The sequence below is a fragment of the Pseudochrobactrum sp. XF203 genome (assembly GCF_020341615.1).
Classification (GTDB): domain Bacteria; phylum Pseudomonadota; class Alphaproteobacteria; order Rhizobiales; family Rhizobiaceae; genus Pseudochrobactrum; species Pseudochrobactrum saccharolyticum.
Genome location: NZ_CP084392.1, coordinates 1,556,756 through 1,583,549 on the forward strand (window position 1 = coordinate 1,556,756; position 26,794 = coordinate 1,583,549).

26 protein-coding genes are annotated in these 26,794 nt (G+C 50.7%); 16 read left to right on the top strand and 10 right to left on the bottom strand.

Going from position 1 to position 26,794, the window contains the following annotated elements:
* Position 1: 1 nt before the first annotated feature.
* The gene (locus LDL70_RS06880) at positions 2-415 is read left to right on the top strand and encodes a DoxX family protein (protein ID WP_151159148.1); all 414 of its coding nucleotides are present in this window, start codon (positions 2-4) and stop codon (positions 413-415) included.
* Between the two features lie 64 nt (positions 416-479).
* Here LDL70_RS06880 and LDL70_RS06885 read toward each other — a convergent pair whose 3' ends face one another.
* Complete coding sequence (locus LDL70_RS06885) at positions 480-695, bottom strand: hypothetical protein (RefSeq protein WP_151159149.1); 216 nt, start codon at positions 693-695, stop codon at positions 480-482.
* A gap of 262 nt (positions 696-957) precedes the next feature.
* Between LDL70_RS06885 and LDL70_RS06890 the strand changes: the two genes are divergently transcribed.
* Entirely contained in the window at positions 958-1,275 is a 318-nt protein-coding gene (locus LDL70_RS06890; RefSeq protein WP_139316367.1) for a WYL domain-containing protein, read from the top strand.
* A gap of 61 nt (positions 1,276-1,336) precedes the next feature.
* Here the strand turns inward: LDL70_RS06890 and LDL70_RS06895 are convergent, their stop codons facing one another.
* The 3 genes from LDL70_RS06895 to cml form a co-directional block, all read right to left on the bottom strand.
* Positions 1,337-2,032 (bottom strand): glutathione S-transferase family protein, encoded by a 696-nt coding sequence (locus LDL70_RS06895; RefSeq protein WP_225687985.1) that lies wholly within the window; start codon positions 2,030-2,032, stop codon positions 1,337-1,339.
* A 110-nt stretch (positions 2,033-2,142) separates the two neighbouring features.
* Entirely contained in the window at positions 2,143-2,538 is a 396-nt protein-coding gene (locus LDL70_RS06900) for a cytochrome c family protein (RefSeq protein ID WP_225687987.1), read from the bottom strand.
* Between the two features lie 108 nt (positions 2,539-2,646).
* Positions 2,647-3,864 carry a CmlA/FloR family chloramphenicol efflux MFS transporter gene (gene cml, locus LDL70_RS06905; protein ID WP_225687989.1) on the bottom strand — a complete coding sequence of 406 codons (1,218 nt, stop codon included), beginning with the start codon at positions 3,862-3,864 and terminating at the stop codon, positions 2,647-2,649.
* Between the two features lie 311 nt (positions 3,865-4,175).
* On the opposite strand from cml, the gene LDL70_RS06910 reads away from it, so the two are divergent.
* The 6 genes from LDL70_RS06910 to LDL70_RS06935 all read left to right on the top strand — a co-directional run bounded on the left by LDL70_RS06910 (position 4,176) and on the right by LDL70_RS06935 (position 13,096).
* Complete coding sequence (locus LDL70_RS06910) at positions 4,176-4,421, top strand: hypothetical protein (protein WP_225687991.1); 246 nt, start codon at positions 4,176-4,178, stop codon at positions 4,419-4,421.
* Positions 4,422-4,739: 318 nt separating this feature from the next.
* A complete protein-coding gene (locus tag LDL70_RS06915; protein WP_022711750.1) occupies positions 4,740-5,408 on the top strand; it encodes a protein-L-isoaspartate O-methyltransferase in 669 nt (222 codons plus the stop codon).
* Positions 5,409-5,788: 380 nt separating this feature from the next.
* Positions 5,789-7,081 (top strand): TolC family outer membrane protein, encoded by a 1,293-nt coding sequence (locus tag LDL70_RS06920; protein WP_022711751.1) that lies wholly within the window; start codon positions 5,789-5,791, stop codon positions 7,079-7,081.
* Between the two features lie 306 nt (positions 7,082-7,387).
* Positions 7,388-8,266, top strand: coding sequence for a PopZ family protein (locus tag LDL70_RS06925; protein WP_225687993.1), 879 nt, complete (start codon positions 7,388-7,390; stop codon positions 8,264-8,266).
* A 276-nt stretch (positions 8,267-8,542) separates the two neighbouring features.
* Positions 8,543-11,275 carry a valine--tRNA ligase gene (locus LDL70_RS06930; protein WP_225688002.1) on the top strand — a complete coding sequence of 911 codons (2,733 nt, stop codon included), beginning with the start codon at positions 8,543-8,545 and terminating at the stop codon, positions 11,273-11,275.
* A gap of 846 nt (positions 11,276-12,121) precedes the next feature.
* Complete coding sequence (locus tag LDL70_RS06935) at positions 12,122-13,096, top strand: OmpP1/FadL family transporter (RefSeq protein WP_370637816.1); 975 nt, start codon at positions 12,122-12,124, stop codon at positions 13,094-13,096.
* Positions 13,097-13,178: 82 nt separating this feature from the next.
* On the opposite strand, the gene LDL70_RS06940 is transcribed toward LDL70_RS06935, so the two are convergent.
* The gene (locus LDL70_RS06940; RefSeq protein WP_225688006.1) at positions 13,179-14,048 is read right to left on the bottom strand and encodes an NAD(P)-dependent oxidoreductase; all 870 of its coding nucleotides are present in this window, start codon (positions 14,046-14,048) and stop codon (positions 13,179-13,181) included.
* A 65-nt stretch (positions 14,049-14,113) separates the two neighbouring features.
* On the bottom strand, positions 14,114-15,043 hold the full coding sequence (locus tag LDL70_RS06945) for a LysR substrate-binding domain-containing protein (RefSeq protein ID WP_022711759.1): 930 nt from the start codon (positions 15,041-15,043) through the stop codon (positions 14,114-14,116).
* A 177-nt stretch (positions 15,044-15,220) separates the two neighbouring features.
* On the opposite strand from LDL70_RS06945, the gene LDL70_RS06950 reads away from it, so the two are divergent.
* The 4 genes from LDL70_RS06950 (at position 15,221) to LDL70_RS06965 (ending at position 19,936) form a co-directional block, all read left to right on the top strand.
* Positions 15,221-17,668, top strand: a complete 2,448-nt coding sequence (locus tag LDL70_RS06950; protein WP_225688008.1) for an FAD-dependent oxidoreductase — start codon at positions 15,221-15,223, stop codon at positions 17,666-17,668.
* 39 nt (positions 17,669-17,707) lie between these two features.
* A complete protein-coding gene (locus LDL70_RS06955) occupies positions 17,708-18,457 on the top strand; it encodes an electron transfer flavoprotein subunit beta/FixA family protein (protein ID WP_022711761.1) in 750 nt (249 codons plus the stop codon).
* A gap of 15 nt (positions 18,458-18,472) precedes the next feature.
* Positions 18,473-19,405, top strand: coding sequence for an electron transfer flavoprotein subunit alpha/FixB family protein (locus LDL70_RS06960; protein ID WP_225688010.1), 933 nt, complete (start codon positions 18,473-18,475; stop codon positions 19,403-19,405).
* Positions 19,406-19,504: 99 nt separating this feature from the next.
* A complete protein-coding gene (locus tag LDL70_RS06965) occupies positions 19,505-19,936 on the top strand; it encodes a GFA family protein (RefSeq protein WP_225688011.1) in 432 nt (143 codons plus the stop codon).
* A 2-nt stretch (positions 19,937-19,938) separates the two neighbouring features.
* Here LDL70_RS06965 and LDL70_RS06970 read toward each other — a convergent pair whose 3' ends face one another.
* Entirely contained in the window at positions 19,939-20,436 is a 498-nt protein-coding gene (locus LDL70_RS06970) for a GNAT family N-acetyltransferase (RefSeq protein ID WP_225688013.1), read from the bottom strand.
* Positions 20,437-20,597: 161 nt separating this feature from the next.
* Between LDL70_RS06970 and LDL70_RS06975 the strand changes: the two genes are divergently transcribed.
* The 4 genes from LDL70_RS06975 to LDL70_RS06990 all read left to right on the top strand — a co-directional run bounded on the left by LDL70_RS06975 (position 20,598) and on the right by LDL70_RS06990 (position 24,069).
* Complete coding sequence (locus tag LDL70_RS06975; RefSeq protein WP_225688015.1) at positions 20,598-22,178, top strand: sensor histidine kinase; 1,581 nt, start codon at positions 20,598-20,600, stop codon at positions 22,176-22,178.
* A complete protein-coding gene (locus LDL70_RS06980; protein WP_225688017.1) occupies positions 22,175-22,780 on the top strand; it encodes a response regulator transcription factor in 606 nt (201 codons plus the stop codon). Before LDL70_RS06975 ends, LDL70_RS06980 begins: the two co-directional genes overlap by 4 nt.
* Positions 22,781-22,886: 106 nt before the next feature.
* Positions 22,887-23,315, top strand: coding sequence for a heme-binding protein (locus LDL70_RS06985; protein WP_225688019.1), 429 nt, complete (start codon positions 22,887-22,889; stop codon positions 23,313-23,315).
* Positions 23,316-23,472: 157 nt separating this feature from the next.
* A complete protein-coding gene (locus tag LDL70_RS06990; protein WP_225688022.1) occupies positions 23,473-24,069 on the top strand; it encodes an ankyrin repeat domain-containing protein in 597 nt (198 codons plus the stop codon).
* 3 nt (positions 24,070-24,072) lie between these two features.
* On the opposite strand, the gene LDL70_RS06995 is transcribed toward LDL70_RS06990, so the two are convergent.
* The 3 genes from LDL70_RS06995 to LDL70_RS07005 form a co-directional block, all read right to left on the bottom strand.
* Positions 24,073-24,717 carry a pentapeptide repeat-containing protein gene (locus LDL70_RS06995; RefSeq protein WP_225688024.1) on the bottom strand — a complete coding sequence of 215 codons (645 nt, stop codon included), beginning with the start codon at positions 24,715-24,717 and terminating at the stop codon, positions 24,073-24,075.
* Positions 24,718-24,977: 260 nt separating this feature from the next.
* Complete coding sequence (locus LDL70_RS07000) at positions 24,978-25,844, bottom strand: glycine betaine ABC transporter substrate-binding protein (RefSeq protein WP_075655156.1); 867 nt, start codon at positions 25,842-25,844, stop codon at positions 24,978-24,980.
* Between the two features lie 30 nt (positions 25,845-25,874).
* Positions 25,875-26,792: a proline/glycine betaine ABC transporter permease gene (locus tag LDL70_RS07005; RefSeq protein ID WP_225688026.1), complete on the bottom strand. Its 918-nt coding sequence runs from the start codon at positions 26,790-26,792 to the stop codon at positions 25,875-25,877.
* Positions 26,793-26,794: the final 2 nt, after the last annotated feature.

The following is a 26,794-nucleotide window of genomic DNA, read 5'->3' on the forward strand; positions in this document are numbered from 1 at the left end:
CATGCCGGATATCATCGAAAAAATACTGGATTCCTATTGGTTTGATATTCTGGCGAGAGTTCTGCTCACACTGGTTTTCTGGACAAGCGGTCTGGCAAAATTATTCGACTTCACTGCCAATGCGGGGATTATGGATGATTTCGGTCTGCAACCGGGCTGGGCTTATAATCTCGTGACACTGATCCTGCAAATCGGTGCTTCGCTGATGATTATCTGTAACAAAGGCGTCTGGCTGGCAACCGGCGCACTGGCGGTCTTTACGGTGCTGACGATACCAGTTGCGCACCCGTTCTGGGCGAAGGAAGGAGAAGAGGCATTCCGCGATATGACTGTCGCTCTGGAACATGCCTCAGTTATTGGCGGCCTGGCAGTATTTGCCCTCTATTCCCGCTACAGAGCCCGCAATTGCTGGTGAGCAATATGCAACAAACAGTCACTCCTTTTAAGCGGAGTGACTGTATCTGAAATACCTGATGCAATCAGATATAGGCCGCAACCATATTGGTGAAGAACAGAATAATGCTGAAAATAACGATCAGGGAAATAACCCAGACACCGAAAGCTTTGATTTCTGCATATTGAGAGCCGGATTTTGCCTCAAGATATTTTCTTTCAGCAAAGGCTGCGATGACAACCGACAGCGGCAGCCCGATAAACAGAAGAGAAACAATGAGCGTGGTTGCCTTAAAAATCATCTCATACTCCTGATTTTCCATTTCTGTTTAATAACAAGAGCTTCAATCTATAGGCCTTTGCATCAATTGCAATAATGAATCATGATATCCGCCTATGTTGCTGAATATATTTCATATATTAAACATTCAATATTAGGCATTAATTATATTACTTATATTGATATTCGATTTTATTTGCGACTATAGTCTATATTCGTGTGGTTTTTATTGAAATTGTCCCCGACTTCTGTCATTGCACGCCCAAACGCGGGAGGGGTACCGCATGCTGGCATTTCCAATACTCTGCGACGCAATCCGGCAGAGAAGACAAGTTCGTTTTATTTATAAATCATTTCGTTGGATCATCGAGCCATATTTGCTCGGCTATTCCGCACAGGGAAATATGGTTCTGAATGGCTGGGTTATCGCGCATCGCAGCGAGGCCGGCTGGCAGCAGTTTCATGTTCCGCTGATCTCGAATGTGGCGCTGTCCCAAAAACGCTTTCTGCGGGCAAGGGCGGATTATAATCCCTATGATGAATCCGTTGCTCAGGTAGTCTGGCGTTTTGAGAGCTTCAACACCTCGATTGATACGGATTAAGATCAATTGAAACCATCTCCATACAGCGATCCTGCGTGACCGCTGTATGGGGCGATCTTCTTTATCCGGCTGCTCTGAGATCCTGCAGCCATGGCCCTGCATTGCGCGCTTCAACCTCATGCGCTTCATCGCGCCAGACCTCAGCGAGACTTGCAGCATACCAGTCCTGCATCACTGGCAGTTCACGCAAATGGGCAGCATAGGCTGCGGCTTTATCGCTGAGCCTGATACCATAGGTCTGGAAGCGGAAAGCAACCGGCGCAAAGAATGCATCAACAGCACTGAATTCAGCACCCGCCAGAAATGGTCCGCCAAAATCATCCAACCCTTCATTCCAGAGCTGGTCAATGCGGCTGATATCTTTCTGCAGGGCAGGTGTTGTCTGCGCACTGACATCAATCCGCAATCCGATATTATTGGTGCATATTGAGCGCAGAGAGTGAAAACCGGAATGCATTTCTGCTGTCGCACAACGTGCCCAGGCTCTGGCTTTCTTATCCTGCGGCCAGATTTGCGGATGATTATCCGCCAGATATTCGGTGATGCCGAGCGAATCCCAGACTGAGATAAAGCTGCCGTCAGCCTGCTTTTCCGAGAGGCAGGGAACCTGCCCTGTCGGAGACGGGTTTTTATCCCAGTCTGGGCTGCCAAAAGGGATCAGAATTTCTTCAAACGGAATGTCCAGCTGCTTCATCAGAAGCCATGGCCGGAGTGACCATGAGGAATAGTTTTTATTCGCAATATAGAGCGTGTACATGAAATATCCGTCCTGATGCTGATGCAACAGTCATTCCATGAAATTTCTGTCCGGTACAGAGGAACAGCACATATTTCCGCTATTCAGGACAAAAGAAACAGTTCCGTCAACTATGGCTTAGATGCAGCTTCCGCTTGCGCATTAAGATAGGCCAGCAAATCGTCAATCTGCCCCTCCCACAGCCCCCAGAAACGCATTGTTGTGCCGGGGATCATGGTTTTAGGCGCTGTCAGGAATTCTTTGAGTGTCGCATCATTCCAAATCAGACCGTTTTCACCGGCCTGTTTCATGGCGGCAGAATATTGAAAACCTTCAATCGTGCCTGCTTTGCGCCCCTGCAACTGCATCAGATGCGGCCCCATGCGATTAGCCGGCTGATTGAGAATATGGCAGAAGCGGCATTTCTGGTAAATTTTCTCGCCGTTCTTGATGTCGCCTTCTGCCAATGCTGTCGCCGGTGCCGACAGACAAAAAGCAAGAAGTGAAATTTTAAACAGGCGGAGCATGTCAGATACCAGTCAGTCTTTAATCCGTTTTCGCTGATCTACGCCGGATTACAGCCTGCCGCAATATGGCACCGGTCAACAAATGGTGCCGGTGCCATATCCTGATATTTATGCGCTGATGGTTTTTGTCAGCACCAGAGTAAGGAGTGCAGATGTAATGGTGAAAACAACCAGAGGCATAATTGTATTGCCGCCAAGCAGCACGACCACAAGTGTTCCGGCAATGCTGACGATCAGGCTTTCAATGCAGTAATAAATGGCCGTAGCCGTGCCTGCATAGTCACCGAAGCTCTTCAGCGCTCCGTTCGCTGTTACCGAGCAGGTGAGGGCAATGCCCGCCGCGACCACCCACATGGCGACCATGAAGGCTGGCACAGACAATTGCATAACTCCGCCGAAGAGCAACAACAGCCCGCCACCGCACATAATCAGAAGCATACCGCGTCTTAATGTGCCGCGCAGTCCCCACCATTGCGTATAAAATCCGGCAAAACGGGCGAAAACCACCATAACAATGGCGATACTGGCAAAACACAGGCTGAATGTGACCGAAGACAGACCAAGCCCGTTGACCAGCAAGAGCGGCGCAGTAGAGAAGAAAACAAAGAACGAGCCCATTGCGGCACTAAAGCCGGTTGTATAGGTCCAGAACGGCTTGCTTCCGAGTATGGAACGCAGCTTTCCCTGCGGTTTTGTCAGGCTTGGCACGCGGGTTTCCGGCCAGCGCCATGCGGCATGCAAACCCGCAAAAGCACCAAGCGCTGCCAGCACCCAGAAAATACTGCGCCAGCCAAACTGAATATCCAGCAAAGCGCCGAGCAGCGGTGCAAGTGCAGGTACAAAAGCCAGCATGGAGCTGAACAGGCTGTAGATGACCGCACTTTCCGCACGTTGCGCATAAACATCGCGCACCGTAGCAAAAGTTGCCACCAGCATTGCCGCAGCCCCTGCGGATTGCAGCAGACGCAATGCCAGAAAGGCCGGCGCAGAACCGGTGATTGCCAGTCCGGCAGAGGCACAGGTAAAGATCAGCGCGCCACCCAGCAAAACCGGTTTGCGCCCGATTTTATCCGAGAGCGGGCCGAAGATAAGCTGACCTGTACCCAGTACGCCCAGATAGAGGCTGAGTGTCAGCTGCACCATTTCAGGGCTGGTCTGCAGCGCTTCCGACATATGCGGAATAACGGGCAGATAAATATCCATTCCCATAGATGCCAGAAGATCAAACGGCGCCATGAGAACCAGTGCCGCTGCAAGACTAAAATTCCATTGCACCGGCAGAATGCCCTCTGCGGGTTGCAAAGACTTGTTTTTATAGAAAGACATATGTCGAATCCACGCTGTGAGGCGTGCATACAAAAGCAATCATGCAGCGGTGCTTAAGCGACCGGCAGAGCGTGGCTTCTGAATGTTACGCCGTAAATTTTCTTCAGATGATGAAATTTACGGCTGAGCGGGTTGCGGATTCGACTGTACTCATGATGCGCATTGTTTAGATATTTGTCAGCATATTGTCAAAGTACTGTCTCTGTTCTGCCTGAAACCAAGTATCAGTTTGCCGCTCCCGATCCCTGTATATAAATTGCACTTGCTTGATTACCTGCCGGATATGGCAGGCGAAAATGAGAGGGTTTGTAATGGCAAAGCTGATTATTGAAAAATATACCGAAGGTCAGCTCGGGAAGAAGACGAATGTTCCGCTTCCGCTGGTGCGGATAGCTGCACGTATTTTGCCGGATGCAGCGCTAAGCCAGCTAAAAGCAAAAGGGTTTGATCTTCCGGCAGTCTGTGCTGCCAGCCGTATCGGCCAGCCTTATGAGACGGTTCTGGATATTCGTGAAAAGCGCCAAAACAAAAAAGTCGTGATCTCTTTGCAGCACTGACGCACTATAATTTTACAAGATAAATTTCTGTATCTTGCCGCTGATAAACGCAAATGTGAGCGGTTTATCAGCCATGCGGCACTATGAGCGCGGTAGGAATGTCGGTCTTTGATTGACTGCGCGGTGTATTTTTGCCAAATCAGCGAAAATGATTTTCATGGAAGTGCAGGTTTCTGCCTGTATAATGCTTCTGTGTTTATTGCAGAATGTTGCAGCAAATTTTAAATCCCGATCAGGCATTGCTGCCGCGGTCAGGTAAGCTGCAATGTGAGATTGAGATTATTACGTGCGTCAAACGCACAGGAAAGGTTTAGGGCTATGACAGCCGATTTCCGCGAGCTTCGTGTTAATATGGTTGATACGCAGATCCGCACGACGGATGTGACGGATCTTGCTGTTCTGGATGCTTTTCTGGCAGTTCCGCGTGAAGAATTTGTACCGGCGCACCGTCGTGAGCTGGCCTATATTGATGAAGATCAGCTGCTGGCAGAAACACCGGAAGGCGCGCGCTATCTGATGGAACCATCACCGGCAGCCCGTCTGGTGCAGCTCGCATCGGTCAAAAAACAGGATGTGGTTCTCGATATCGGTTGCGGCACAGGCTATCTGGCAGCGGTTCTGTCGCAGCTTGCAAGCTCGGTGATCGCTCTTGAAAGCAATGCGGATTTCGCTGCCACGGCTTCGGAAAAACTGCAGGCATTGGGTTGCGACAATGTTGTGGTTGTCAGTGGTGAGCTGACTGCCGGCTACCCTAAAGAAGCCCCGTTTGATGTCATCATCATTGAAGGCGCGGTTGATTTTGTTCCTGAAGCTCTGCAGGCACAGCTTAGAGACGGCGGCCGTCTGGTTGCTATCGAAGGGCAGGGCAATATGGGCGTTGCGCATATTTATGTGAAAGAAGACGGTATCGTATCCCGTCGCGGCGTATTTAATGCTGCGGTGAAACTGCTGCCGGGCTTCCGTCATGCGGCCGAATTCGTATTCTGATACGCAATAAATTCTTTTCAGAAAGCCTGTCACGGATCTCCGCGGCAGGCTTTTTGTTTATTACCGATATTTAAGCTTAAAATCTCTGTGTAACCTGATATTGTCACACTCGTTGAAAACCACTATTTTTAGCTCGCCGCTTACAAAAGGGTAAAAATTGTGGCAGACCAGAAATTGTTGTTTTGGCAACAATAACAATTTGTTTATTAATGAATTAAGCTGATGGGTGGAAAATCCGATTTTTACCCGTTATTAGCAAATGCCCGAATGAGTTTGGGAAATTTGATTCGAATTGTATGGGGTAAACCGTGGTCAATTTACGCAAACAGGTTTTAGCTGTTGCACTATTAGCGAGCACGGTACTCGCACCGGCTCCTGTCATGGCGGAAACGCTGTTCGGAGCAATGCAAAAAGCATATCACAATAATGCTTCGCTCAATTCATCCCGCGCCGGTCTGCGCGCAGTTGATGAAGATGTGGCAATTGCCAAATCAGGCTACCGCCCGACATTGAGCGGCACATATAAATATGGCCGCAGCCGTAACGGCACGACTGATATGTATTCGACAACAGGCGAGGTCGGCATTCAGCTGAACCAGACACTGTTCGATGGTTTCCAAACAAAAAACAGCGTGGCGGCGGCCGAAAGTAACGTATACGCCCAGCGCGAAAATCTTCGCAATGACGAGCAGAACCGTCTGTTCGAAGCTGTTCAGGCCTATATGGATGTTTATCAGAACCGCCAGATCGCTTCTCTGCGCCAGAAAAATCTGGCCGCATTGAACGAACAGGTTCGTGCAGCCAAAGCCCGTCTGGATGTTGGTGAAGGCACCCGTACTGACGTAGCGCAGGCCGATGCGCAGCGCTCCGCTGCTGTTGCGCAGCTCAACGCTGCTCTTGCCAATGTTAAATCGGCAGAAGCAGTCTACCGTCAGGTAACCGGCTCTGCTCCGGATAAATTGCAGGCCGCCAAGCCTGCCGGTAAATCGCTGCCAAAGAGCATTGCTCAGGCCTATGCGATTGCTGAAGCCGGTCACCCTGGTGTTAAGGCAATGCAATTTGCCATGGATGCTGCCGGTCATAATGTGAAAGCTAAAGAAGGTGCATTGCTGCCGACTGTCGGCGTAACAGCTTCCGCTTCGCATTCATCGGTTTATTCCGGCCTGCCAATGGCAGGTAACGGCAATTCCGCTTCGATCGGTGTCGGCGTTACTGTTCCGATTTATTCGGGCGGCAAAACATCTGCAACTGTTCGTAAGTCGAAAGAACAGCTTGGTCAGGCGCGTATTCAGATTGATGTTGTGCAGGATCAGGTGCGTGCTGCCGTGGCCTCATCATGGTCGCAGCTTGAAGCCGCAAAAGCATCTCTCTCTGCTTATCGCGACGGTATCTCCGCAGCACGTCTTGCATTGGACGGCGTGATTGAGGAGCGCAATGTTGGTCAGCGTACAACTCTTGATGTTTTGAACGCCCAGAATGATCTGGTCGATGTTCAGATCCAGCAGGTTCAGGCTGAACGCGATGTTGTTGTGGCAAGCTATGCCGTGCTTTCATCGGTTGGCCGCCTTACAGCACGCCAGATCGGTCTGCAGGTTGCAGAATATAAGCCTGAACAGCATTATGATGCTGTGAAAGATAAGTGGATCGGTCTGCGTACGCCGGACGGCCGCTAATCAGGATTAGATTCAAGCTTTTAAAAAGCGGCGCATAATGCGCCGCTTTTTTATTTTCAGCTGACATTTCCGCGAGCGTTACGCGGCCACAATGACAGCAATAGTTAAAAATCACTTAAGAAATCTGTGTTTTACGCCGCAGCGGGGTCTGCAGGGATTCTCAAATCAGCATTGGTTCTGTACTTTAGAGCTAAGATTCGTTGAATTTTCAGACTGAAGAATTTTACGCATTATTCTGCCGGAGAAAACCTAAGGCTAAACAAGCCGTTTCCGCAGATAAGCGACAGCCAAAGGATGCTGCACGATATGGCTCAGACTTCCAGCGCAACACGTGAACCGTCCATGGAAGAAATTCTGGCTTCCATTCGCAGAATTATTGAAGACAGCGATGTCACAAAACAGGCAACAGCTGATCTGACATCAGCTCCGGCTGCAAAAGCACAGCCTGAAAACCGCGCTGAAACAGTTAAGATTTCAGAACCGCCTGCAGAAGAAAAACGCGGGGAGGTTGCCCAGTTTCCCCGTGCTGTTTCTTCGGAAACAGTACAAGCAAACAACCACGCTGTTTCTTCGGAAACAGCGCCAACTAGTAATGCTGCTGTTTCGTCAGAAATCACAGCTGCTGAAACTCAGCCAGCGCCTTCATTCACGCTGGATGCGATCTTGCGTGGCAGCATTCAGGAACAGGCATCACCAGCACAAAAGCAGGAACTGACACGGGCTGAAATGCATGAGCGCAATGTTGCTCATGTGCGTATTGCGACGGTCAATCCGCCGGCACCTCCGGTTGTTGTTGCTGCGGCCGAACAACCTAAGAGTGATGCCATAAAAATGTCAGAGGCACTTCTTATGCAGGTTGCAGAAAAGCGGGTTGTGTCGATGACCCAGCCAGCCGCAAAAGAAGAGGTTGCCCCTGTGTCTGAAAAAGCATTTGAAACCGCTCCGCAAACTGTATCCGCTCCTGTACAGGACAAGTCTCTGATTTCAGAAGCAGCGGAAAAGCAGGTTGCAGCATCTTTCGGCAGTCTCAGTCAGGCTCTTATCGAAGAGCAGAAGCGTCTGCTCAATGAGAAAATGGAAGCTATGCTGCGCCCGATGTTGCAGGAATGGCTTGATACCAATCTGCCGCCGCTTGTCGAACGACTGGTGCGTGAGGAAATCGAGCGTGTCGTCCGCCGCGGCTGACGGAAAGAATGCTCAATTGCGGATTTACAGCCCCTTTACCACTGTAAACGGGGCTGTTTTTATGTTTAAAGCCATCCTATATAGAATACGGAAATACCGTGATTTGCAGTGTGAGGCACGCAGTTTTCCTTGATTCTTTGTTTCAAACTTGCTTTGAAACATATCACTGAGACTTGTTTGTACCGGATAGGTGGTCGGATCTGCTGCTGTTAAGGCAGGATTGAACGATCACTGCTTTCGTTGCGCCTGCCTTCATATAAAGAGACAGAGTTTTTTATGTTAGAGAAAACCTACGATTCCGCGGCTACCGAGCCAAAAATTGCTGATATTTGGGAAAAAGCGCAGGCTTTTAAAGCCGGTGCAGGTTCCAAGCCGGGTGCGGATCCGTTTGCTGTGGTGATCCCGCCGCCGAATGTCACCGGTTCTCTGCATATGGGCCATGCCCTCAATAATACCATTCAGGATATTATGGTGCGCTTTGAGCGCATGCGCGGCAAAAACGTGCTGTGGCAGCCGGGCATGGATCATGCCGGCATTGCAACGCAGATGGTTGTTGAGCGCCAGCTGATGGAACGGCAGGAGCCGAACCGTCATGAGATGGGGCGTGAGAAATTCGTTGAGCGCATCTGGCAGTGGAAAGAAGAATCCGGCGGCCTGATTTTCAATCAGCTGCGTCGCCTTGGTGCGTCCTGTGACTGGTCGCGCGAACGCTTCACGATGGACGAAGGTCTGTCCAAAGCCGTTCTGGAAGTCTTCGTCACGCTCTACAAAGAAGGCCTGATTTATAAAGACAAACGTCTGGTCAATTGGGATCCGAAATTGCAGACAGCAATCTCGGATATCGAAGTTGAACAGCGTGAAATCAAAGGTCATTTGTGGCACTTCCGCTATCCGCTGGAAGGCGTGGCTTTTGATGCGGAAAATCCGGACACTTATATTGTTGTTGCAACAACCCGTCCTGAAACAATGTTGGGCGATAGCGGTATTGCGGTTAATCCGGAAGATCCGCGCTATCAGTCCCGTATCGGCAAAAATGCCGTACTGCCATTGGTTGGCCGTGCGCTGCCGATCGTTGGTGACGATTATGCTGATCCGGAATCCGGTTCCGGTGCGGTTAAAATTACGCCTGCGCATGACTTTAATGATGCGGAAGTCGGAAAACGTAATAACTTACGTAAAATCAACATCATGTCACCTGTTGCTACCATTTTGCTTCAGGACAATGAGGACTTTGCGGAAGGCCTGACACCATCTGCTGAGCTGGATGCGCTGATTGAACGCTTCCACGATCAGGATCGCTTCAAGGCGCGTAAAGCCATTGTTGAGATGATGGAAGAAGGTGGCTATCTCGAGAAAATCGAAGACCACACCCACATGGTGCCGCATGGCGACCGCGGCGGTGTGCCGATTGAACCATTGCTGACTGACCAGTGGTATGTAAATGCTGCGGAAATGGCCAAGCCGGCCATTGCGTCTGTTCGCGAAGGCCGCACAGCGATTGTACCGAAAACATGGGAAAAGACCTATTATGACTGGATGGAAAACATTCAGCCATGGTGTATTTCCCGCCAGTTGTGGTGGGGTCATCAGATCCCTGCATGGTATGGTCCGGATGGTACAATTTTCGTAGAAAAGAGCGAAGCAGAAGCTCTGACTGCGGCTCAGAAACATTATGGTGAACCGACATCGCTGACCCGCGATTGTGACGTGCTGGATACATGGTTTTCCTCAGCGCTGTGGCCTTTCTCGACCCTTGGCTGGCCGGATAAGACACCGGAACTCGACACCTATTATCAGACAGATGTGCTGGTAACAGGTTTTGACATCATCTTCTTCTGGGTTGCCCGTATGATGATGATGGGTCTGCACTTCATGAAAGAAGAGCCGTTCCACACCGTTTATGTTCACGCTCTGGTTCGTGACAAGAACGGCGCGAAAATGTCGAAGTCCAAAGGCAATGTTATCAATCCGCTTGATCTGATTGATGAATATGGTGCCGATGCGCTGCGTTTCTCGCTGGCAATCATGGCCGCGCAGGGACGCGACGTGAAGCTCGATCCGGCACGTATTGCCGGTTACCGCAACTTCGGCACCAAGCTGTGGAATGCGACACGCTTTGCGCAGATGAACGGTGTGAGCCGCCAGCCGGACTTCAAGCCGGAAGATGCGAAACTGGCGGTTAACCGCTGGATTCTGACCGAGCTGACACGCGCGACGAGAGCCATTACTGAGGGCATCACAACTTACCGCTATAATGATGCGGCAAGTTCTGCCTATCGTTTTGTCTGGAACCAGTTCTGTGACTGGTATCTGGAACTTCTCAAGCCGATTTTCATGGGCGATGATGAAGATGCAAAGCGTGAAGCGCAGGCCTGTGCAGCATATTGTCTGGATGAAATCTACAAGCTGCTGCATCCGTTCATGCCGTTTATGACGGAAGAACTTTGGAGCCTGACAGCCGGTGAGGGCCAGAGCCGCGATACGCTGCTTGCCCATGCACCATGGCCTGATTTGTCCTTCGAAGATGCATCCGCAGCTGATGATATCAACTGGCTGATCGAACTGGTCAGCGGTATCCGCTCCGTTCGCTCGGAAATGAATGTTCCGCCGTCAGCACAGGCACCGCTTGCGGTTCTTGAAGCCAATGAGCTGACCAAAGAACGTCTGGTGCATCATGATGCGGCGATCAAACGTCTGTCCCGTGTTGCTGATATCAGCCTGTCTGATGCAGCGCCAAAGGGCTCTGCACAGCTGGTTGTCGGCGAGGCGACCTATTGCATGCCGCTTGGCAGCCTGATTGATCTTGGTGCGGAAATGCTGCGTCTTGAAAAAGAAAGCGGCAAGCTCACAGCCGAAATGGAGAAAATTGACAAGAAGCTCTCAAATGAGAAATTCGTTGCCAATGCCAAGCCGGAAGTTGTGGAAGCAGACCGTGCCCGTTTCGCTGAATTGCAGGAAGCACAGGGCAAAATTGCAATTGCCATGCAGCGCCTGAAAGATGCCGAATAAACCGGACTTTTAGAGACGTCTAAAGAACAAAAGCGCCCTCAAATCACACTGATTTGAGGGCGCTTTCTTTTGATGCCTCATTCAAACAGTAACCGGCAAATCAGACTGCGGGTTAATCAGATTGATTCTGTGGTTTATTCATAAATTTTACAACCATTTGATTTATTTATGTTTATTGAGTTTTGAAGTGAAATTCTGTAATGCGAATGCAGCCTTTTTACAAACAATGATGCTGAAACTGATCTGCTGCATCACGTTTGAAATGCGCAGAACCGGTGGCGCGGTATAGGTTTCAAGAGGTGAAAAACGATTGTCTTTTTTGCGTGACATATTTGGCACAGCGCACATTTTGAAGGCAAAATCAGGTCAAAACTGACGTTTTGGATGTGAATTTATACGACAACTCACAAAAAAACTGAGTAAGACGATCAAAAATCGGATTTTCGGTCGACTCTGTGACGAACCGGTGGTTCGTTTTCAACTTTCTTGTACTTGCAGAACCCATTCGGCATGTTACGCTCACGTCAAAATTAAGTATAAAAATTGAGGGACAATATGCTTAAAACTGCCTTGAAATTATCTGCCGTGTCGCTGGCATTGTCGGGGGGAATTTTGACCGCGCATGCCGGTGGTCTGGAGCGCAGTTCTCAGGATTTCGATATTTTATTTGAAGAAGGCAATGTGGTGGAAACCGGTGCGACTTTTGTTGCGCCGCAGCGTAAGCTGAAGAACATTCGCGGCAGTGTTTTTCCTGCCAATCCTGTTCCAAATCAGAATTTCGGCAAACCTTTCGACACAGAAGTTGACGAAGGTAAGACCTATTGGGTTCCGAAGCTTTCGGCAAAAATCCAGCTGACTGATGAACTGGGCTGTGCGGTTCAGTATCGTGAACCATGGGGTATTGATACAGATTCAGGCATCAACAATGCCCGTATGTTCAGCGCTATTGAGCAGGAAATTTCTTCGCGCGATTATGGTCTGAACTGCGCTTATCGTTTCTCTGCCGGTGAAAAAGGCTTTTTCCGTATTCTCGGTGGCGTAAGCTATCAGGAGCTGAAAGGCCGGCAGACAAAAATCTCCGGCGTACCGCTGGATCCAAACAATCCAAGAAACCTGACTTTCGCAAATAGTACACTGGATGTTGACGACAGTGCATTTGGCTGGCGCTTGGGTGCAGCTTATGAAATTCCTGAAATCGCTCTGCGCGCCAGTTTGGTTTATCAGTCCAAGGTCAATTATGATCTGGATGGCACCGTTGGCGTGTCTCTGATCGGTGCGCCTCTGAGCTTTATTACACCGGTCAACGGTAGTGTAGCCACACCGCAATCTGTTGAATTCAAATTCCAGACCGGTATTGCTCCGGATTGGCTGGCGCTTGCTTCCATCAAATGGACAGACTGGAAGAGCATTACCAAAATCGGTTTCGAAAACAGCGGTACAGGGCCGTTCCTCGGCCGTTTCCCTGTAGGTGCCGAAGTAACGTCTCTTGATCTTTACTACAAAGACGGCTGGACCGTTATGGGTGGTATCGGTCACAAATTTAACGATAAGTGGTCGGGTGCGGCAACTGTTACCTGGGATCGTGGTACAACAACTGGTCTGACCTCACAGACCGATGTTTGGCTGCTGGGTCTCGGTGCGAATTACAAGGCAACACAACATTTGGAATTCCGCCTTGCAGGTGCTGTCGGTATCTTGACCTCCGGTACTCTGGATAACACAACAAGTGCCCCTAATGGTGGCAGCCCGACTGGTTCCAAGGCTGATTTTGGCACCGATGTTGTCGGCGGTATGACACTTTCGGCCAAATACCGTTTCTGATCGCATGATCGGATAAAGAAAAGGCGCTGCGATTGTGGTGATCGCAGCGCCTTTTTATATGTGAAAGCAGGATTTTAGCGGTTTATTTTTCAAGGCGCGCGAGCAGGGATGATGTATCCCAGCGACCGCCGCCAAGTTTCTGCACATCCTTGTAATATTGATCCACGAGGGCAGTCAGAGCGAGCGTGGCACCATTGCGATCCGCTTCTTCAAGGCAGATTTTCAGGTCTTTTCGCATCCAGTCAGCAGCAAAGCCGAATTCATATTCGCCTTTAATCATTGTCGGCGTGCGGTTTTCCATCTGCCATGAACCGGCAGCACCTTTGGACAGCACATCAATCACGGTCTGAATATCCAATCCGGCACATTTACCGAAATGAATGGCCTCAGCCAGTCCCTGAACAATACCGGCAATACAAATCTGGTTCATCATTTTGGCCAGCTGACCATTGCCAACAGCGCCCATCAAACCAACCGAACGGGCATAGGCAGAAATAACCGGCTTGGCTTTTTCAAAAACAGCTTCATCAGCGCCGCACATCACAGTGAGAACGCCATTCACAGCACCGGCCTGTCCGCCGGATACCGGCGCATCGATGAAATGGAAACCACGCTGGCGGGCTTCTTTGTCGAGTTCACGGGCAACCTCAGCAGAGGCTGTGGTATTGTCGATGAAGATAGTGTCTTTGCCCATGCTCTGAAATGCACCGTCTTCGCCAAGGGTGACTGAACGCAGATCATCGTCATTGCCGACACAGCAGAACACAAAATCCTGACCACGGGCAGCTTCGGCCGGTGTTGTAGCAAAACTGCCTTTAAACTCCTGCGCCCAGGCCTGTGCCTTAGCCGTGGTGCGGTTATAGACGGTTACTTCATGTTCGCCGCGTGTTTTGAGATGGCCAGCCATCGGATAGCCCATAACACCGAGGCCGATAAACGCAACTTTAGCCATAGTAACTCCCATTTAATCAATGCTCTAAAGATGTTGGATAAAGTAATTTCTAAAAGAGAAACCCGCTATGGATTGTTAAGCGGCAACTCCCGATGCATTTGCTCCAAAATCCAGTCACGGAATTTCTCAGTGCCGGACTTGATCTGGCGTGATGCCGGAGCCACCAGAAAAATGCTCTTTCCGGCTTTGTAGGAATTCTCCAGCGGTATAACCAGTTTGCCGCTTTCCAGATAGCTGCCAATCAGATGCCGCCAGCCGAGCGAAATACCCTGACCGTGAATTGCCGCCTGCATTGAAGCGAGATTATCGCTGAACACCACATCATGAGGCAGTTTGGCACTGGAAACACCCTGATATTCAAGCCACTCACGCCAGCCGATACGGGAGCGATGTTTTTCTTCAAAATGCAGCAGGCGGTGGTTAAGTAAATCGGCCGGCGCATGAATAGGACCATGAGCAGCCAGATATTCCGGACTGCACACACAGACCGTTTCTTCCAGACACAGCTGCCATGAACGCAAGCCCTGCCATTCGCCATTACCAAGACGGGCGGAGAGGTCGATATCCTCTTCGCCGAGATCAATATAATCTTTCGGGCTTTCCTCAATATGCAGCGCGATTTCCGGATAGCGGTTTTTGAAATCTGCAAGGCGCGGCAAGAGCCATAGCGAGATAAACACCGCCGAGAATGAGGCGCGCACAATATCCTTTTGGTATTTTCGCTGCAGGGACGAAATCACCATATGCAGATGATCAAAGGAGGCCTGCACTTCCTGATAGAGCCGCTGTCCTTCCGGCGTCAGTTCCAGCCGCGCACTCTCACGGCGAAACAGTTTCAATCCAGTCGATTCTTCAAGTAACCGTATGGTTTTGCTCACCGCTGGCTGGCTGACATTCAGCTCTTTGGCCGCAGCAGTGAAGCTTAAACGCCGTGCTGCCGCCTCAAAGGCAAACAGGTAATTGGCGGAAGGAATGAGATTACGGAGTCTGTGCATAATCTGAAGTTATACCTCGGACTATTTTTTTACAAGATCACAAAGCATCTGCCGCATCCTATTGTGAGATCAAAATCAGCCGTAATTTTGCGCGCTGAGAAAACATGAAAACAGTCTGAGATCATTGCACTAAGGAGAGGTGCACCGGTCTTTCATAAAAATAAATCGGGTGGAATTATGCAAACTTATGCGCGGGTTGTGGTTGTCGGCGGCGGTTGTGTCGGGGTTTCCGTTCTCTATGCACTGGCCAAACGCGGCTGGACAGATTGTGCGCTGCTGGAACGCACATCGCTGACAGCAGGCTCAACATGGCATGCGGCAGGGCTTATTCCCTCTTATGCGCGCAGCAATAATGTCGGCCGTATGATTGCGAAAACCATTGAGATTTATGAAGGACTGGAAGCCGAAACCGGTCAGAATGTTGGCTGGCATAAATGCGGTCAGCTGCGTATTGCCAATACGCGCGACCGGATGGATGAATATAAGAGCTATATGGATGTGGCCGAGGCGCAGGGCACCAATGCCCGTCTGGTTTCGCCAAAAGAGGCTATGGAACTCTGGCCGCTGCTGGAAAACAACAAGCATATGATCGGCGCACTCTATCATCCGGATGACGGACATATCGCACCGGCTGACGTGACCATGGCGATGGCCAAAGGTGCCCGTGATATGGGGCAGAAAATCTATCAGAATACGCAGGTCAACAGTTTTGAGCGCCTGCCAAACGGCGAGTGGAAAGTCTCAACCAATAACGGCGATATTATCTGCGAACATATTGTTTCCGCGACTGGCAATTATGCCCGCCAGACCGGCGCATTGCTCGGTATTGATATTCCGGCGATCCCGATCCTGCATCAATACTGGATCACCGATGCGGTACCGGAAATTATTGAGCGTAAAAAACAGGGTCTGCCGGAAATGCCGATCCTGCGTGATGAAGGCTTTGCCGGATACTTGCGCGAGGAGGGTGACGGATTGATGTTCGGCCCTTATGAGCGCACAGAGCATCTGAAACTCTTTGCCGTGGACGGTGTGCCGGAATGGTTCGGCGCTGATCTGGTGGAAGAGGATTTCGATGCGGTTGAATGGAACTGGGAAGTAGCCACAGATTATGTGCCTGCACTTGCCCGCACCGGCATTAAAGCCAATGTGCGCGGGCCATTCCAGATGACTGCTGATGAATTGCCGCTGGCGGGCCCAGCATGGGATCTGCCAAATGTATGGCTTGCGGAAGGTGTGCCGGGAGGCATTCTCTGGGGCGGCACACTGGGCTTCCATCTGGCCGAATGGATTATCGATGGTGCGCCGTCCAAAGATATGTCGGAACTCGACCCGCGTCGTTTCTCTAACTATGCCAACAAAACCTGGACGCGCCACAAGGTGCAGGAAACATGGGGCACACACGCGGATATTAAATTTCCGGGTCAGACCATGCCTGCATCCCGTCCGCAGAAAACCGCGCCTTCCTATGACCGCCTCACCGAAATGGGCGCTGTATGGGATGTGCTGAACGGCTGGGAAATGCCGCAATGGTTTGCGCCAAGCAAAGAGGAAGCTATTCCTGATCTGAGCTTCCGCCACACTCAGCGCGCGGCAAAATATATCCGTGAAGAAGTCACAGCGGTGCGTGAAGGCGTTGGCCTGATCGAAATGACACCGATGACCAAATTTGAGGTTTCGGGGCCGGGGGCTGAAAGCTGGCTGGACGGCATTCTCGCCAATAAGCTACCGAAGCTCGGACGTATCGGTCTTTGTCATCACCTGAATAAAAACGGCGGCGTGGTCAGTGAATATACGGTTATCCGCTTCAAACCGGATGCATTTTATCTGATCTCCACACCGCGTGGCGAACGGCTGAATTTTGATGAATTGTCAAAGATCCTGCCGGATGACCGCAGCGTTACACTGACCAATGTCACCATGGAACGCGGTGCTTTCACACTTGTGGGGCCAAAGGCGCGTGATGTTTTGCAAAAGATCACCGAGGTTGATCTGAGCAATGCGGCTTTCCCTTGGATGAGCATGCAGACCGGCACCATTGGTCTTGCCAGTGATGTGCGGATGCTGCGCGTAACATATGAAGGCGAGCTTGGCTGGGAACTCTATCATCCGATCGGTTATCAGCGTCATCTGCTGGATGAAATTCTGAAAGCCGGTGAGGAATTTGGCATCCGCATGGTCGGTCTGGCCGCATTGGAATGCTGCCGTCTCGATAAATCCTACCGCGCGATGTATCGCGATATGAATGCCGAACTGACGGCTCTGGAAAGCAGTCTCGACCGTTTCATCAAATTCGATAAAGGCGACTTTATCGGCCGCGATGCTCTCATCCGCCAGCGCGAAGAGGGGCTGAAGCGTCGTATTTGCACCATCACCATCGCCACAGATGGTGCCAGTGTGCAGATGAATGAGGGCGTTTATCACAATGGCAAACTGGTTGGTCGCATTACCTCCGGCGGTTATTCCTGCCATTTCAGCCATGATATCGCCCTTGCTCTGCTGCCGCCGGAATTAGGCAATCAGACCGGGCTGGAACTGGAAGTTCAGGTGCTGGGTGAATGGCGTAAGGCAAAAGTGGTTGAAGAGTCGCTCTACGACCCGACCAATTTGCGTTGCAAAATGTAGTTTTAGCAATCCAATAAATTGAATTTACAGGATAAAATCATGAAAGTTCTGGTCGCAGTTAAACGGGTTGTTGATTACAACGTTAAAATCCGCGTTAAGGCCGATGGCAGTGGTGTTGACCTTGCCAATGTTAAAATGGCGATGAACCCGTTTGATGAAATTGCCGTGGAGGAGGCGCTGCGCCTCAAAGAAGCGGGCAAGGTTTCGGAAGTGATTGTGGCTTCTGTTGGCCCTACCCAGGCGCAGGAAACGCTGCGCACAGCACTGGCAATGGGCGCTGATCGCGGCATTCTGGTGAAAGTTGATGATGCTGTTGAGCCGCTTGCTGTTGCTAAAATCCTGAAAAAACTGGTTGAGGAAGAACAACCGCAACTGGTGATTGTCGGCAAACAGGCGATTGATGATGATGCCAACCAGACCGGCCAGATGCTCTCGGCACTGCTGGGCTGGTCGCAGGCGACCTTTGCATCCGAACTGGAACTTGGTGAAGGCAAAGCCGGTGTGACCCGTGAGGTTGACGGTGGTTTACAGGCGATTGAAGTGAAACTGCCTGCAGTGGTGACTGTTGATCTGCGTCTCAACCAGCCGCGCTATGCATCGCTGCCAAATATCATGAAAGCCAAGAAAAAGCCGCTTGATGAGAAGAGCGCGGCAGAACTTGGTGTTGATACTGGATTGCGTCTCAAAGTTCTGAAAACCGAAGAACCGGAAAGCCGTCAGGCAGGTATTAAAGTGGCCAATGTGCAGGAACTGGTTGCGAAACTGAAAAATGAAGCCGGGCTGATTTGATAGGGAAATAAGATCATGGCAATTTTACTTTTAGCGGAACATGACAATCAGACCCTGTCAGAACAGACAGCAAAGGCGCTGACCGCAGCACTTACAATTGGCTGTGATGTGGATGTGCTGGTTGCAGGGCAGAATGCCAAATCTGCGGCTGATGCAGCAGCAAGCCTCAAAGGTGTACGCAAAGTGTTGCTGGCAGAAAATGCAGCACTGGAAAACCAGCTCGCAGAACCACTGGCTGATCTCATTCAGACATTGAGCGCGGATTATGATGTGATTATCGCTGCGGCCACAACAACAGGTAAAAATGTGCTCCCGCGTGTAGCCGCATTGCTTGATGTGATGCAGGTGTCGGACATTATCGAGGTAATCTCGGCGGATACATTCAAGCGCCCGATTTATGCCGGCAATGCCTTGCAAACCGTTCAGGCACTGGATGCGAAAAAGGTGATTACTGTGCGTACTGCCGGTTTTGTCGCGGCAGAAAAGGGCGGGACGGCTGCGGTTGAAAATATCGCTTATGCCAATGACCCGCAATTGTCGAAATTTGTTGAAGCAAAACTTTCCGGCGGAGACCGTCCGGAACTAACTTCGGCAAAGATCATTGTATCCGGTGGCCGTGCGCTTGGCTCCGCAGAGAAATTTCAGGAAGTCATGCTGCCGGTGGCGGATAAGCTCGGCGCTGCCGTTGGTGCAAGCCGCGCAGCAGTGGATGCCGGTTATGCGCCGAATGACTGGCAGGTCGGACAAACCGGTAAGGTGGTCGCGCCTGATCTTTACATCGCTGCCGGTATTTCCGGTGCTATCCAGCATCTGGCAGGGATGAAGGATTCCAAAGTAATCGTGGCAATCAATAAAGACGAAGAAGCACCGATCTTTCAGGTTGCCGACTACGGACTCGTTGGCGATCTGTTTGAAATCATTCCTGAACTGGAAAAAGCACTCGGCTAATTTTTCCATCAAAATTTATTGAAATGAAAAGGCATTCACCTGTTCAGGTGGATGCCTTTTTGCTTTAACCTGACATGAGATTTATGGGAGAACTGAGCGATGAGCGAGACAAATGAAACAGTCAACGGTGCCTGTCATTGCGGGACAGTGCGGTTTCGGGTGAAACTGTCCGACGGACTGAACACCGCGCGCCGTTGCACATGCTCCTATTGCCGGATGCGTGGAGCTGTAGCTGTCTCAGCGCAACTTGGCGGGTTGGAGATTATCAACGGCGAAGATGCGCTGACGCTCTATCAGTTCAATACCAAGGCGGCGAAACATTATTTCTGCTCAATTTGCGGGATTTATACCCATCATCAGCGCCGTTCCAATCCGCAGCAATATGGCATTAATGCCGCTTGTCTTGAGGGCGTCAGTCCGTTTGATTTTGATGAGGTTCTTGTCACCGATGGCATTAATCATCCGTCTGATGACAAATCAGCAAACAGGCCGCCCTATGTCGGTGTATTGAAATATATCCGCTGCGAATAATGCTACTGATCGTTGATAATCGCCCAGCGTTCATGGTCACGCCAGTCGCCATTGATAAACAAATAGCGCGGTGAAAAGCCTTCTTTGTGAAAGCCCGCACGTTCGACAAGGGCGAGGGAGCGTAGATTGTCCGGCTGGATATTAGCTTCAATCCGGTGCAGGCCGATTTCCCTGAAGCCATAAGCCACCGCCTGCTTCAGGCCTTCGGTCATTAATCCGCGACCGGCCAGATGCACCATGCTGTAATAGCTCAAATAGGCACTGCAAAACGCCTTCATGAATATCTGGCTGAAGGTGAAAACACCGGCAATCTTGCCGCTCTCCGTATCGCGCACAACAAGTGCCTGTGATGCGCTGCTTTGCAGATTGCCGAACCAGTCTTCAAAACCGGCGAGATCAGTAAAATTGCGCATCCATGGATGATGATGGTTGCGGCTCGCAAGATTGCCCGCGATCAGTTCGGTTGCATCTGTTCTTCTGACGGGTTGCAAATTAATCATTTCATCCTCCGGCCGGATGCGTTTTATGCCGTTTAGTACAGCGCGCTGACAAGCCCAAACCTGTATGAAGAAGAAGTTTTTCGGCCTGTGCATTGCGTGTTGCACTATATTATGTCAGCGATATTCAAGCGTAATTACAATATTGTGTATGGGGGAAGCGTTTGACGGGCAATAAGCAGATTTGGAAATCCTATCTGACAATATCGGTTATCTGGCTGATATTGCTATTGCTGTTTATTGCTTTCACTGCCCGCCAGAGCATTAATCAGGCGCGTGACGAGGTGAAGCAAACCGGCACAGCGCTGCATCGTGTTCTGTCGCAACGTGCTGCACAGCATGATGCTCACCTCACCAGTTTGAACGCACTGATCCTCTCTGCCAGTCCGGCGCCGGTGGATGCTTTGCGGCAGGTATCGCGCAATATTATCCGCTTTTACCCGCGCATCAGCGTAATCGATGTCATGCTGCTGAACCGCACCGGCTCCAAGGTTAATGCTGAGCCTGTGCTGATGGTTGATGAGACTGAGCATGATAATCTCGCCGTTGATTTTGCCGCGCAGGTCGCAGAACAAAAACCGGGCGAGGTGCGCACTTATCTGTCAGATAAGCTGGCAGACCGTTATTATCTGGGCAAAAAATCTGACAATGCCAATCCCGGTTATGCGATTTTCATGGCTATCAATCCGGCTCTGATGATTGAACCGAATGAGCGGCCGGATTGGGCAGATCTGACCCTGTCCATCAATGATAAGATTATTCTTGAACAACAATCCGGTCTGCAAACAGTGGCATCGCACTTTCTGGAGCAGCCGGTCTTTTCGCAGAAAATCGACAGTCAGAACCAGCCGCTTTTGCTGCGTCTCAGCCGTCCGATGGCGCTGTCAGATGTGATTGATCCGCTGCGCACAATATTATTCGCGGTTTTGTCATTAATTGCTTTGACCGGTGCTTATGCGCTCTGGCGTTTTCAAAAAGCGACCAGAGAGGCCGAGCAGAAAGCACAGTTGTCGGAACATGAAACGCGGCTTGCTCATGCGGCGCGGGTGAATTCTATGGGCGAGCTGGCCTCCGGCATCGCTCATGAACTGACACAACCGCTGACAGCCTTGCTGAGCCAAAGTCAGGCCGCATTACGCCTTGAAGCATCCGGTGAGCGTCCTGAATTATTAAAACAGGCTTTGGCGGCCAATGTGCGGGAAGCATCGCGTGCCGGTGAGATTTTACAGCGTATGCGCAATTATATGAGCAATCATGAACCACAGCGTAAATCTGTAGAAATAAACCAGATTATCCGCGATGTGGCGGAATTACTGCGCACGGATCTGGCGCAACGCAATATCAGCCTGCATCAGCAAACCGAGAAAATATCGCCGTTGATTACTGCTGATCCGGTTGAGATGGAGCAGGTGCTGTATAACCTGATCCGCAACGCTGCCGATAGTCTGAGCCAGAGCGAGATCAGCGATAAACGCATTACTGTGACAGCTGAAGCCAGAGACGGGCAGCTCGTTCTGAGTATTGCCGATAATGGCGGCGGCATTGCCGATGATATTCTGCCGCGTTTATTCGAGCCGTTTTTCACCACCCGTGAAGCGGGTATGGGGCTGGGGCTTTCGCTCTGCGCAACACTGATTGAGCGGATTGACGGGGAAATATCAGCAGAAAATGCACCATCCGGCGGTGCAATCTTTACAATTACCATTCCGATGGCTGAGCCTGAGCTTTCAAAGGCAGCAGAATGAAAAATCTCAAAATTTATCTGATTGATGATGATGAAGCCGTGCGCGAGGCATTGTCGCTGCTGTTGCAGACCTATGGCATGCATGTGGAGACATTTCGTGATCCGGCGACATTTCTGGCGCATGTTGATCCGCAAAAGCCCGGTTGCCTGCTACTCGATTTGCGTATGCCGATGATAAGCGGCTTGCAGTTGCAGCAAAAACTGCTGGAACGCGGGATCGACTGGCCAGCCATCATGATTACCGGTCACGGGGACATCAATGCCTGCCGCCGCGCATTCAAGGCAGGTATTCTCGACTTTCTGTCCAAGCCCGTGGATGAGCAGGTTTTGCTGGAGGCACTGGAGACAGCTTCTCAGGAGCTGGATAAAATTCTGGAACGGGCGGAAGCGCAAAAACTGATTGCCAGACTGACTGACCGCGAGCATGAGATTTTCGATCTGATCTGCAAAGGTTTCGGCAGCAAAGAGATTGCTGCTGCACTGAATATTTCCGTGCGCACCATTGATGCACATCGCGCCAATATTGCCGAAAAGCTGGAAACCAGTTCGGTGGTGGATTTTGTGCGGCTGCAATTATCCGGCAGCAGTGCAGGGCATCCGTAATTCTACCTAGAGCTTTCAGCGGTATCGCGGATTCACGCAAAATGAGTGTTTCACTAGATTGAGTGTCAGAAAGCCGGTTGCTTTCATCAACACTCAGGAGACGATCATGAAACGCATTTTGTTTGCCGGTGCTGCGGCACTTGTACTGACCTCAGCTGCTTCCGCGCAGGTTTTGCAGGAAAAGAACATGCCGCTCAATCTTGCGGTAAACATTGCCAATGAAACAATCGCTGCCTGCTCTGCCAAAGGCTATAATGTAGCCGTAGCTGTTACACCAGCGGCAGCGACCGCCAAGGCTTTCACCTCGGCCTCTTCGCGCACTCCAACCGGTGTCATGGCTGAAAATATCCAGAAAAATCCGGCAGCGGCAGAACTGGCTAACATTCCGGGCTTCCTCGTACTGGCTGGTGGTGTGCCGGTTAAAGTTGGCGATGCAACCATCGGCGCAATCGGCGTCGGCGGCGCACCGGGCGGCCATCTGGACGAAGCCTGTGCAGTTGAAGCACTCGATAAGGTCAAAGACCAGCTTAAATAATTGATCCGGACCGCCGCACTGTTGTCTCAGTGTGGCGGTTCACGCATGATGTATTTTCAATGAGGAGAGAGACATGACAAATTTATTGTCCCTGCGGAATATTTTCAGAAGCACTCTGCTTATTGCCGGTTTTATTTTGACAATCACAGGAGTTGCCATGTCCGCCTCAGCCAGCAAAGAACGCAAATTACTGGATGCTGCTGCCACCGGTGATGTCGCAACCATTCAGAGCCTGCTGAATGATGGTGTGAAAGCCGATACACGCAACGACCACCGCCAGACTGCTCTGCTGGTTGCAACCCATAATAATCAGGTTGAAGCGGCTAAAGTTCTGATTAATTCCGGTGCCGATGTGAATGCCAAAGACATGATACAGGACAGCCCGTATCTCTATGCCGGAGCACGCGGCCATCTGGAAATTCTGAAAATGACGCTCTCGCATGGTGCCGATCTGAAAAGCACCAATCGCTTTGGCGGTACGGCACTTATTCCGGCATCCGAGCGCGGTCATGTGGAAACGGTACGCACGCTGATTGAGGCCGGTGTTGATGTCGATCACGTCAATCGTCTCGGCTGGACAGCGCTGATTGAAGCCGTAATCCTGAGCGATGGCGGGCCTGCTCACGTAGAAATTGTAAAGCTTTTGAAAGCCGCCGGTGCCGATCTTTCTATCCCTGATAATGAAGGTGTAACAGCACTTCAGCATGCTAAAAAGCGCGGCTTTGCTGAAATTGTTGCTGTGCTTGAGAAATAGTCTTTACAGAACCAGCAGACCGATGCCACTGAGAATATCCGTTGCCTGACTTTTTGAGATGATGGCACCTTTGAGCACAGCGGCATCGTGAAATGTCAGGCTGCCCAGATCGCAACCACGCAGATCAGCGCCCTTGAATTTGCTCAGCCGTAAAGTGGCGCCGCGCATCCGGCAATCGTGAAAGACCGTATCGCGGAAATCACATTCTCTGAGATCAGCTTCGCTGAAATCCATATTTGTCAGAGTTTTATTGCGAAATGACGCGCGCGGCAGAAAAGCTGCAATCAGCAAACATTCTTCAAAATCAGTGCCGATCAGGCTGCAATCAGTGAAATCCGCACCGGTAAGTTTGGAGCGTGAATATTTCACGCCATTGAGATTGGATCGGCTCCAGAATGTATTGGAGAGATCGCAATCGTAAAATTGTGCGCTATTGCCATCAATATTGGACAGGTTCGCACCACTGAGACGGCATTTATTGAATTGCGTTTCAGTAAGGATTGCGGCTTTGAAATTACAATTTGTAAATATGCATTCTGTGAAAACACAGTCAGATAAATCCTGACCGGATAAATCAGCCCCGTCACATATTAAGCCGCTGAAATTGCGGGTGCCGTCACTCATTTGCTGTAAGAATGCGACTGGCACAGGGCTGTTCTCAGCGTTTGCGGTTCAGGACAACATAGGCAACGCAACCGGCCAGACCGAAAGCGATAATACCCTGAATAAGAAATACCCACTGTATCATACTCATAACATCACCTTTTCATTGCAGGAAAAATATGATCTGCGCAGTGCTTTATCACTCCCCCGTGGTGATGTCAGCATTTTTAAACAGGAATATTATAAGCAAAAATTGAAAAACGGCGACGCTTGCGCACCGCCGCTTTATGCTCTTCAGGCTGAAATTATTCAGCCAGCCATTCTTTGATACGATCAGGATTGTCGGCAATATATTTATCAACGGCCTTATCGTATGATGTTTCCTGCGCCTCAAACATCGCTTTTTCGAGGTCTTCCAGCGGGATATTCATCTTTTCCAGCAGAGAGGCGACCTTCGGATTATCTTCCTTAAAGCCTTTGCGGGCGAGGGCATTCACATGTTCTGCGGCACCAAGCGCACCTTCAGGGTCTTCCAGATAGCGCAGCTTATATTTGCCGAACATCCAGTGCGGGCTCCACGCGGTCGCCACAAACCAGCCGTCCGAGCGGGTTGCACGGTCAACAGTGGTCAGCATCGCTGCCTCACTGGAAATCTGCAATTTGTAATTCAGGCCATATTTCTTGATCGCTTCTTCTGAAAGGCGGGTCAGACCGGCACCCGGATCAATACCCTGAATCTGACCTTTCAGCTTCTCGTGAATATCGGCTTTCTTCAGGTCTTCAATCGACTTGATATCGCTCTCGGGCACGGAGGCGGGCACAACCCAGCCAAGTTTTGCACCTTCATAGAGCGGGCCCAGATCTTCAACCTTGCCTTCAACACGCTTGTAATAATCCGCATGTGTTGCAGGCAGCCAAGCCATCATCATCGCATCAAGATCACCACGGCTCACGCCCTGATAAAGCGGTGCAACATCTGTCTGCACCAGTTCAACTTTCTGATCCAGATTATCCTGAATAAGTTTAGCCGCGAGTTTGGTTACAAACTCGGCATCGGACCAGGGTGCCCAGCCAAGTTTGACCACTTTGGCATCGCCTGCAGCCAATGCTGAAGTTGCCATGGTTCCCGCCAGCAATGCCGCCAGGCTTAGACGTGTCAGTTTCCCGAACATATCTTCTCCTTTAAGGTTTCTATAGGTGAATTAAGCTTCCTGCTTGCGCAGGGATGTTGTTTTCTTGGTTCCGGTTTCCGCTTCCGGCTGTTTGCGCAGCGCTGCAAAGCGCTTAAACAGGCCTGGTTGCGGTTTCCCGAAACTCTGAGTGATCCGGTCAAGCACAACGGCCAGAATGACCACGGCAAGTCCACCCTCAAAACCGGTGCCGACATCAAGACGCTGAATACCGGTGAGCACTGTATTCCCCAGACCACCCGCACCGATCATCGAGGCAATCACCACCATCGACAGCGACAGCATAATGGTCTGGTTGATACCAGCCATAATGGAGGGCAGGGCATTGGGAAGCTGCACTTTGAACAGCAGCTGTTTTGCCGTGCAGCCGAAGGCCAGACCGGCTTCAACGAACTCTCCATGCACCTGCCGGATACCGAGATTGGTAAGGCGCACAACCGGCGGCATGGCAAAAATCACAGTCGCGATTGTACCGGGCACGGCGCCAAGACCAAAGAACATGGCCGCCGGAATGAGATACACAAAGGCAGGCATAGTCTGCATCAGGTCGAGCACAGGGCGGATGAAAGATGCCAGCAACTCGCTGCGCGCCATGGCAATACCCAGCGGAATACCAATGACAATGGCAATGATTGTTGCGGCCAACACCAGTGACAGGCTCTCCATCGTGCCCGACCACAGTCCCATATGATGGACGAGTGCCAGTGCGAGAGCAGTGAAGATTGCAAACTTCCAGCCGACACGCCACAGCGACAGCAATGTCAGAATGGCAATACCGGCAACAGCCGGAGTTGCCAGCAATCCGCCCTGAATACCGCCGGTAACAAAGCCGATAACCGCAGCAATCATATCCAGCGCCGGTGTGAAATGGTCGAGAATGTAATTCACAGTGATATCGGCACCTTTGCCGATACTAAAATTCATATCCATTT

Coding starts and splice junctions, on each gene's coding strand:
- LDL70_RS07005 (WP_225688026.1), bottom strand. CDS start 26,792: ATGGATATGAATTTTAGTATCGGCAAAGGTGCCGATATCACTGTGAAT.
- LDL70_RS06940 (WP_225688006.1), bottom strand. CDS start 14,048: ATGGCTAAAGTTGCGTTTATCGGCCTCGGTGTTATGGGCTATCCGATG.
- LDL70_RS06970 (WP_225688013.1), bottom strand. CDS start 20,436: ATGATTAATTTGCAACCCGTCAGAAGAACAGATGCAACCGAACTGATC.
- LDL70_RS06885 (WP_151159149.1), bottom strand. CDS start 695: ATGATTTTTAAGGCAACCACGCTCATTGTTTCTCTTCTGTTTATCGGG.
- LDL70_RS06930 (WP_225688002.1), top strand. CDS start 8,543: ATGTTAGAGAAAACCTACGATTCCGCGGCTACCGAGCCAAAAATTGCT.
- LDL70_RS06925 (WP_225687993.1), top strand. CDS start 7,388: ATGGCTCAGACTTCCAGCGCAACACGTGAACCGTCCATGGAAGAAATT.
- LDL70_RS06980 (WP_225688017.1), top strand. CDS start 22,175: ATGAAAAATCTCAAAATTTATCTGATTGATGATGATGAAGCCGTGCGC.
- LDL70_RS06900 (WP_225687987.1), bottom strand. CDS start 2,538: ATGCTCCGCCTGTTTAAAATTTCACTTCTTGCTTTTTGTCTGTCGGCA.
- LDL70_RS06890 (WP_139316367.1), top strand. CDS start 958: ATGCTGGCATTTCCAATACTCTGCGACGCAATCCGGCAGAGAAGACAA.
- LDL70_RS06955 (WP_022711761.1), top strand. CDS start 17,708: ATGAAAGTTCTGGTCGCAGTTAAACGGGTTGTTGATTACAACGTTAAA.
- LDL70_RS06950 (WP_225688008.1), top strand. CDS start 15,221: ATGCAAACTTATGCGCGGGTTGTGGTTGTCGGCGGCGGTTGTGTCGGG.
- LDL70_RS06880 (WP_151159148.1), top strand. CDS start 2: ATGCCGGATATCATCGAAAAAATACTGGATTCCTATTGGTTTGATATT.
- LDL70_RS06920 (WP_022711751.1), top strand. CDS start 5,789: ATGGCGGAAACGCTGTTCGGAGCAATGCAAAAAGCATATCACAATAAT.
- LDL70_RS06965 (WP_225688011.1), top strand. CDS start 19,505: ATGAGCGAGACAAATGAAACAGTCAACGGTGCCTGTCATTGCGGGACA.
- LDL70_RS06910 (WP_225687991.1), top strand. CDS start 4,176: ATGGCAAAGCTGATTATTGAAAAATATACCGAAGGTCAGCTCGGGAAG.
- LDL70_RS06985 (WP_225688019.1), top strand. CDS start 22,887: ATGAAACGCATTTTGTTTGCCGGTGCTGCGGCACTTGTACTGACCTCA.
- LDL70_RS06915 (WP_022711750.1), top strand. CDS start 4,740: ATGACAGCCGATTTCCGCGAGCTTCGTGTTAATATGGTTGATACGCAG.
- LDL70_RS06960 (WP_225688010.1), top strand. CDS start 18,473: ATGGCAATTTTACTTTTAGCGGAACATGACAATCAGACCCTGTCAGAA.
- cml (WP_225687989.1), bottom strand. CDS start 3,864: ATGTCTTTCTATAAAAACAAGTCTTTGCAACCCGCAGAGGGCATTCTG.
- LDL70_RS07000 (WP_075655156.1), bottom strand. CDS start 25,844: ATGTTCGGGAAACTGACACGTCTAAGCCTGGCGGCATTGCTGGCGGGA.
- LDL70_RS06945 (WP_022711759.1), bottom strand. CDS start 15,043: ATGCACAGACTCCGTAATCTCATTCCTTCCGCCAATTACCTGTTTGCC.
- LDL70_RS06895 (WP_225687985.1), bottom strand. CDS start 2,032: ATGTACACGCTCTATATTGCGAATAAAAACTATTCCTCATGGTCACTC.
- LDL70_RS06990 (WP_225688022.1), top strand. CDS start 23,473: ATGTCCGCCTCAGCCAGCAAAGAACGCAAATTACTGGATGCTGCTGCC.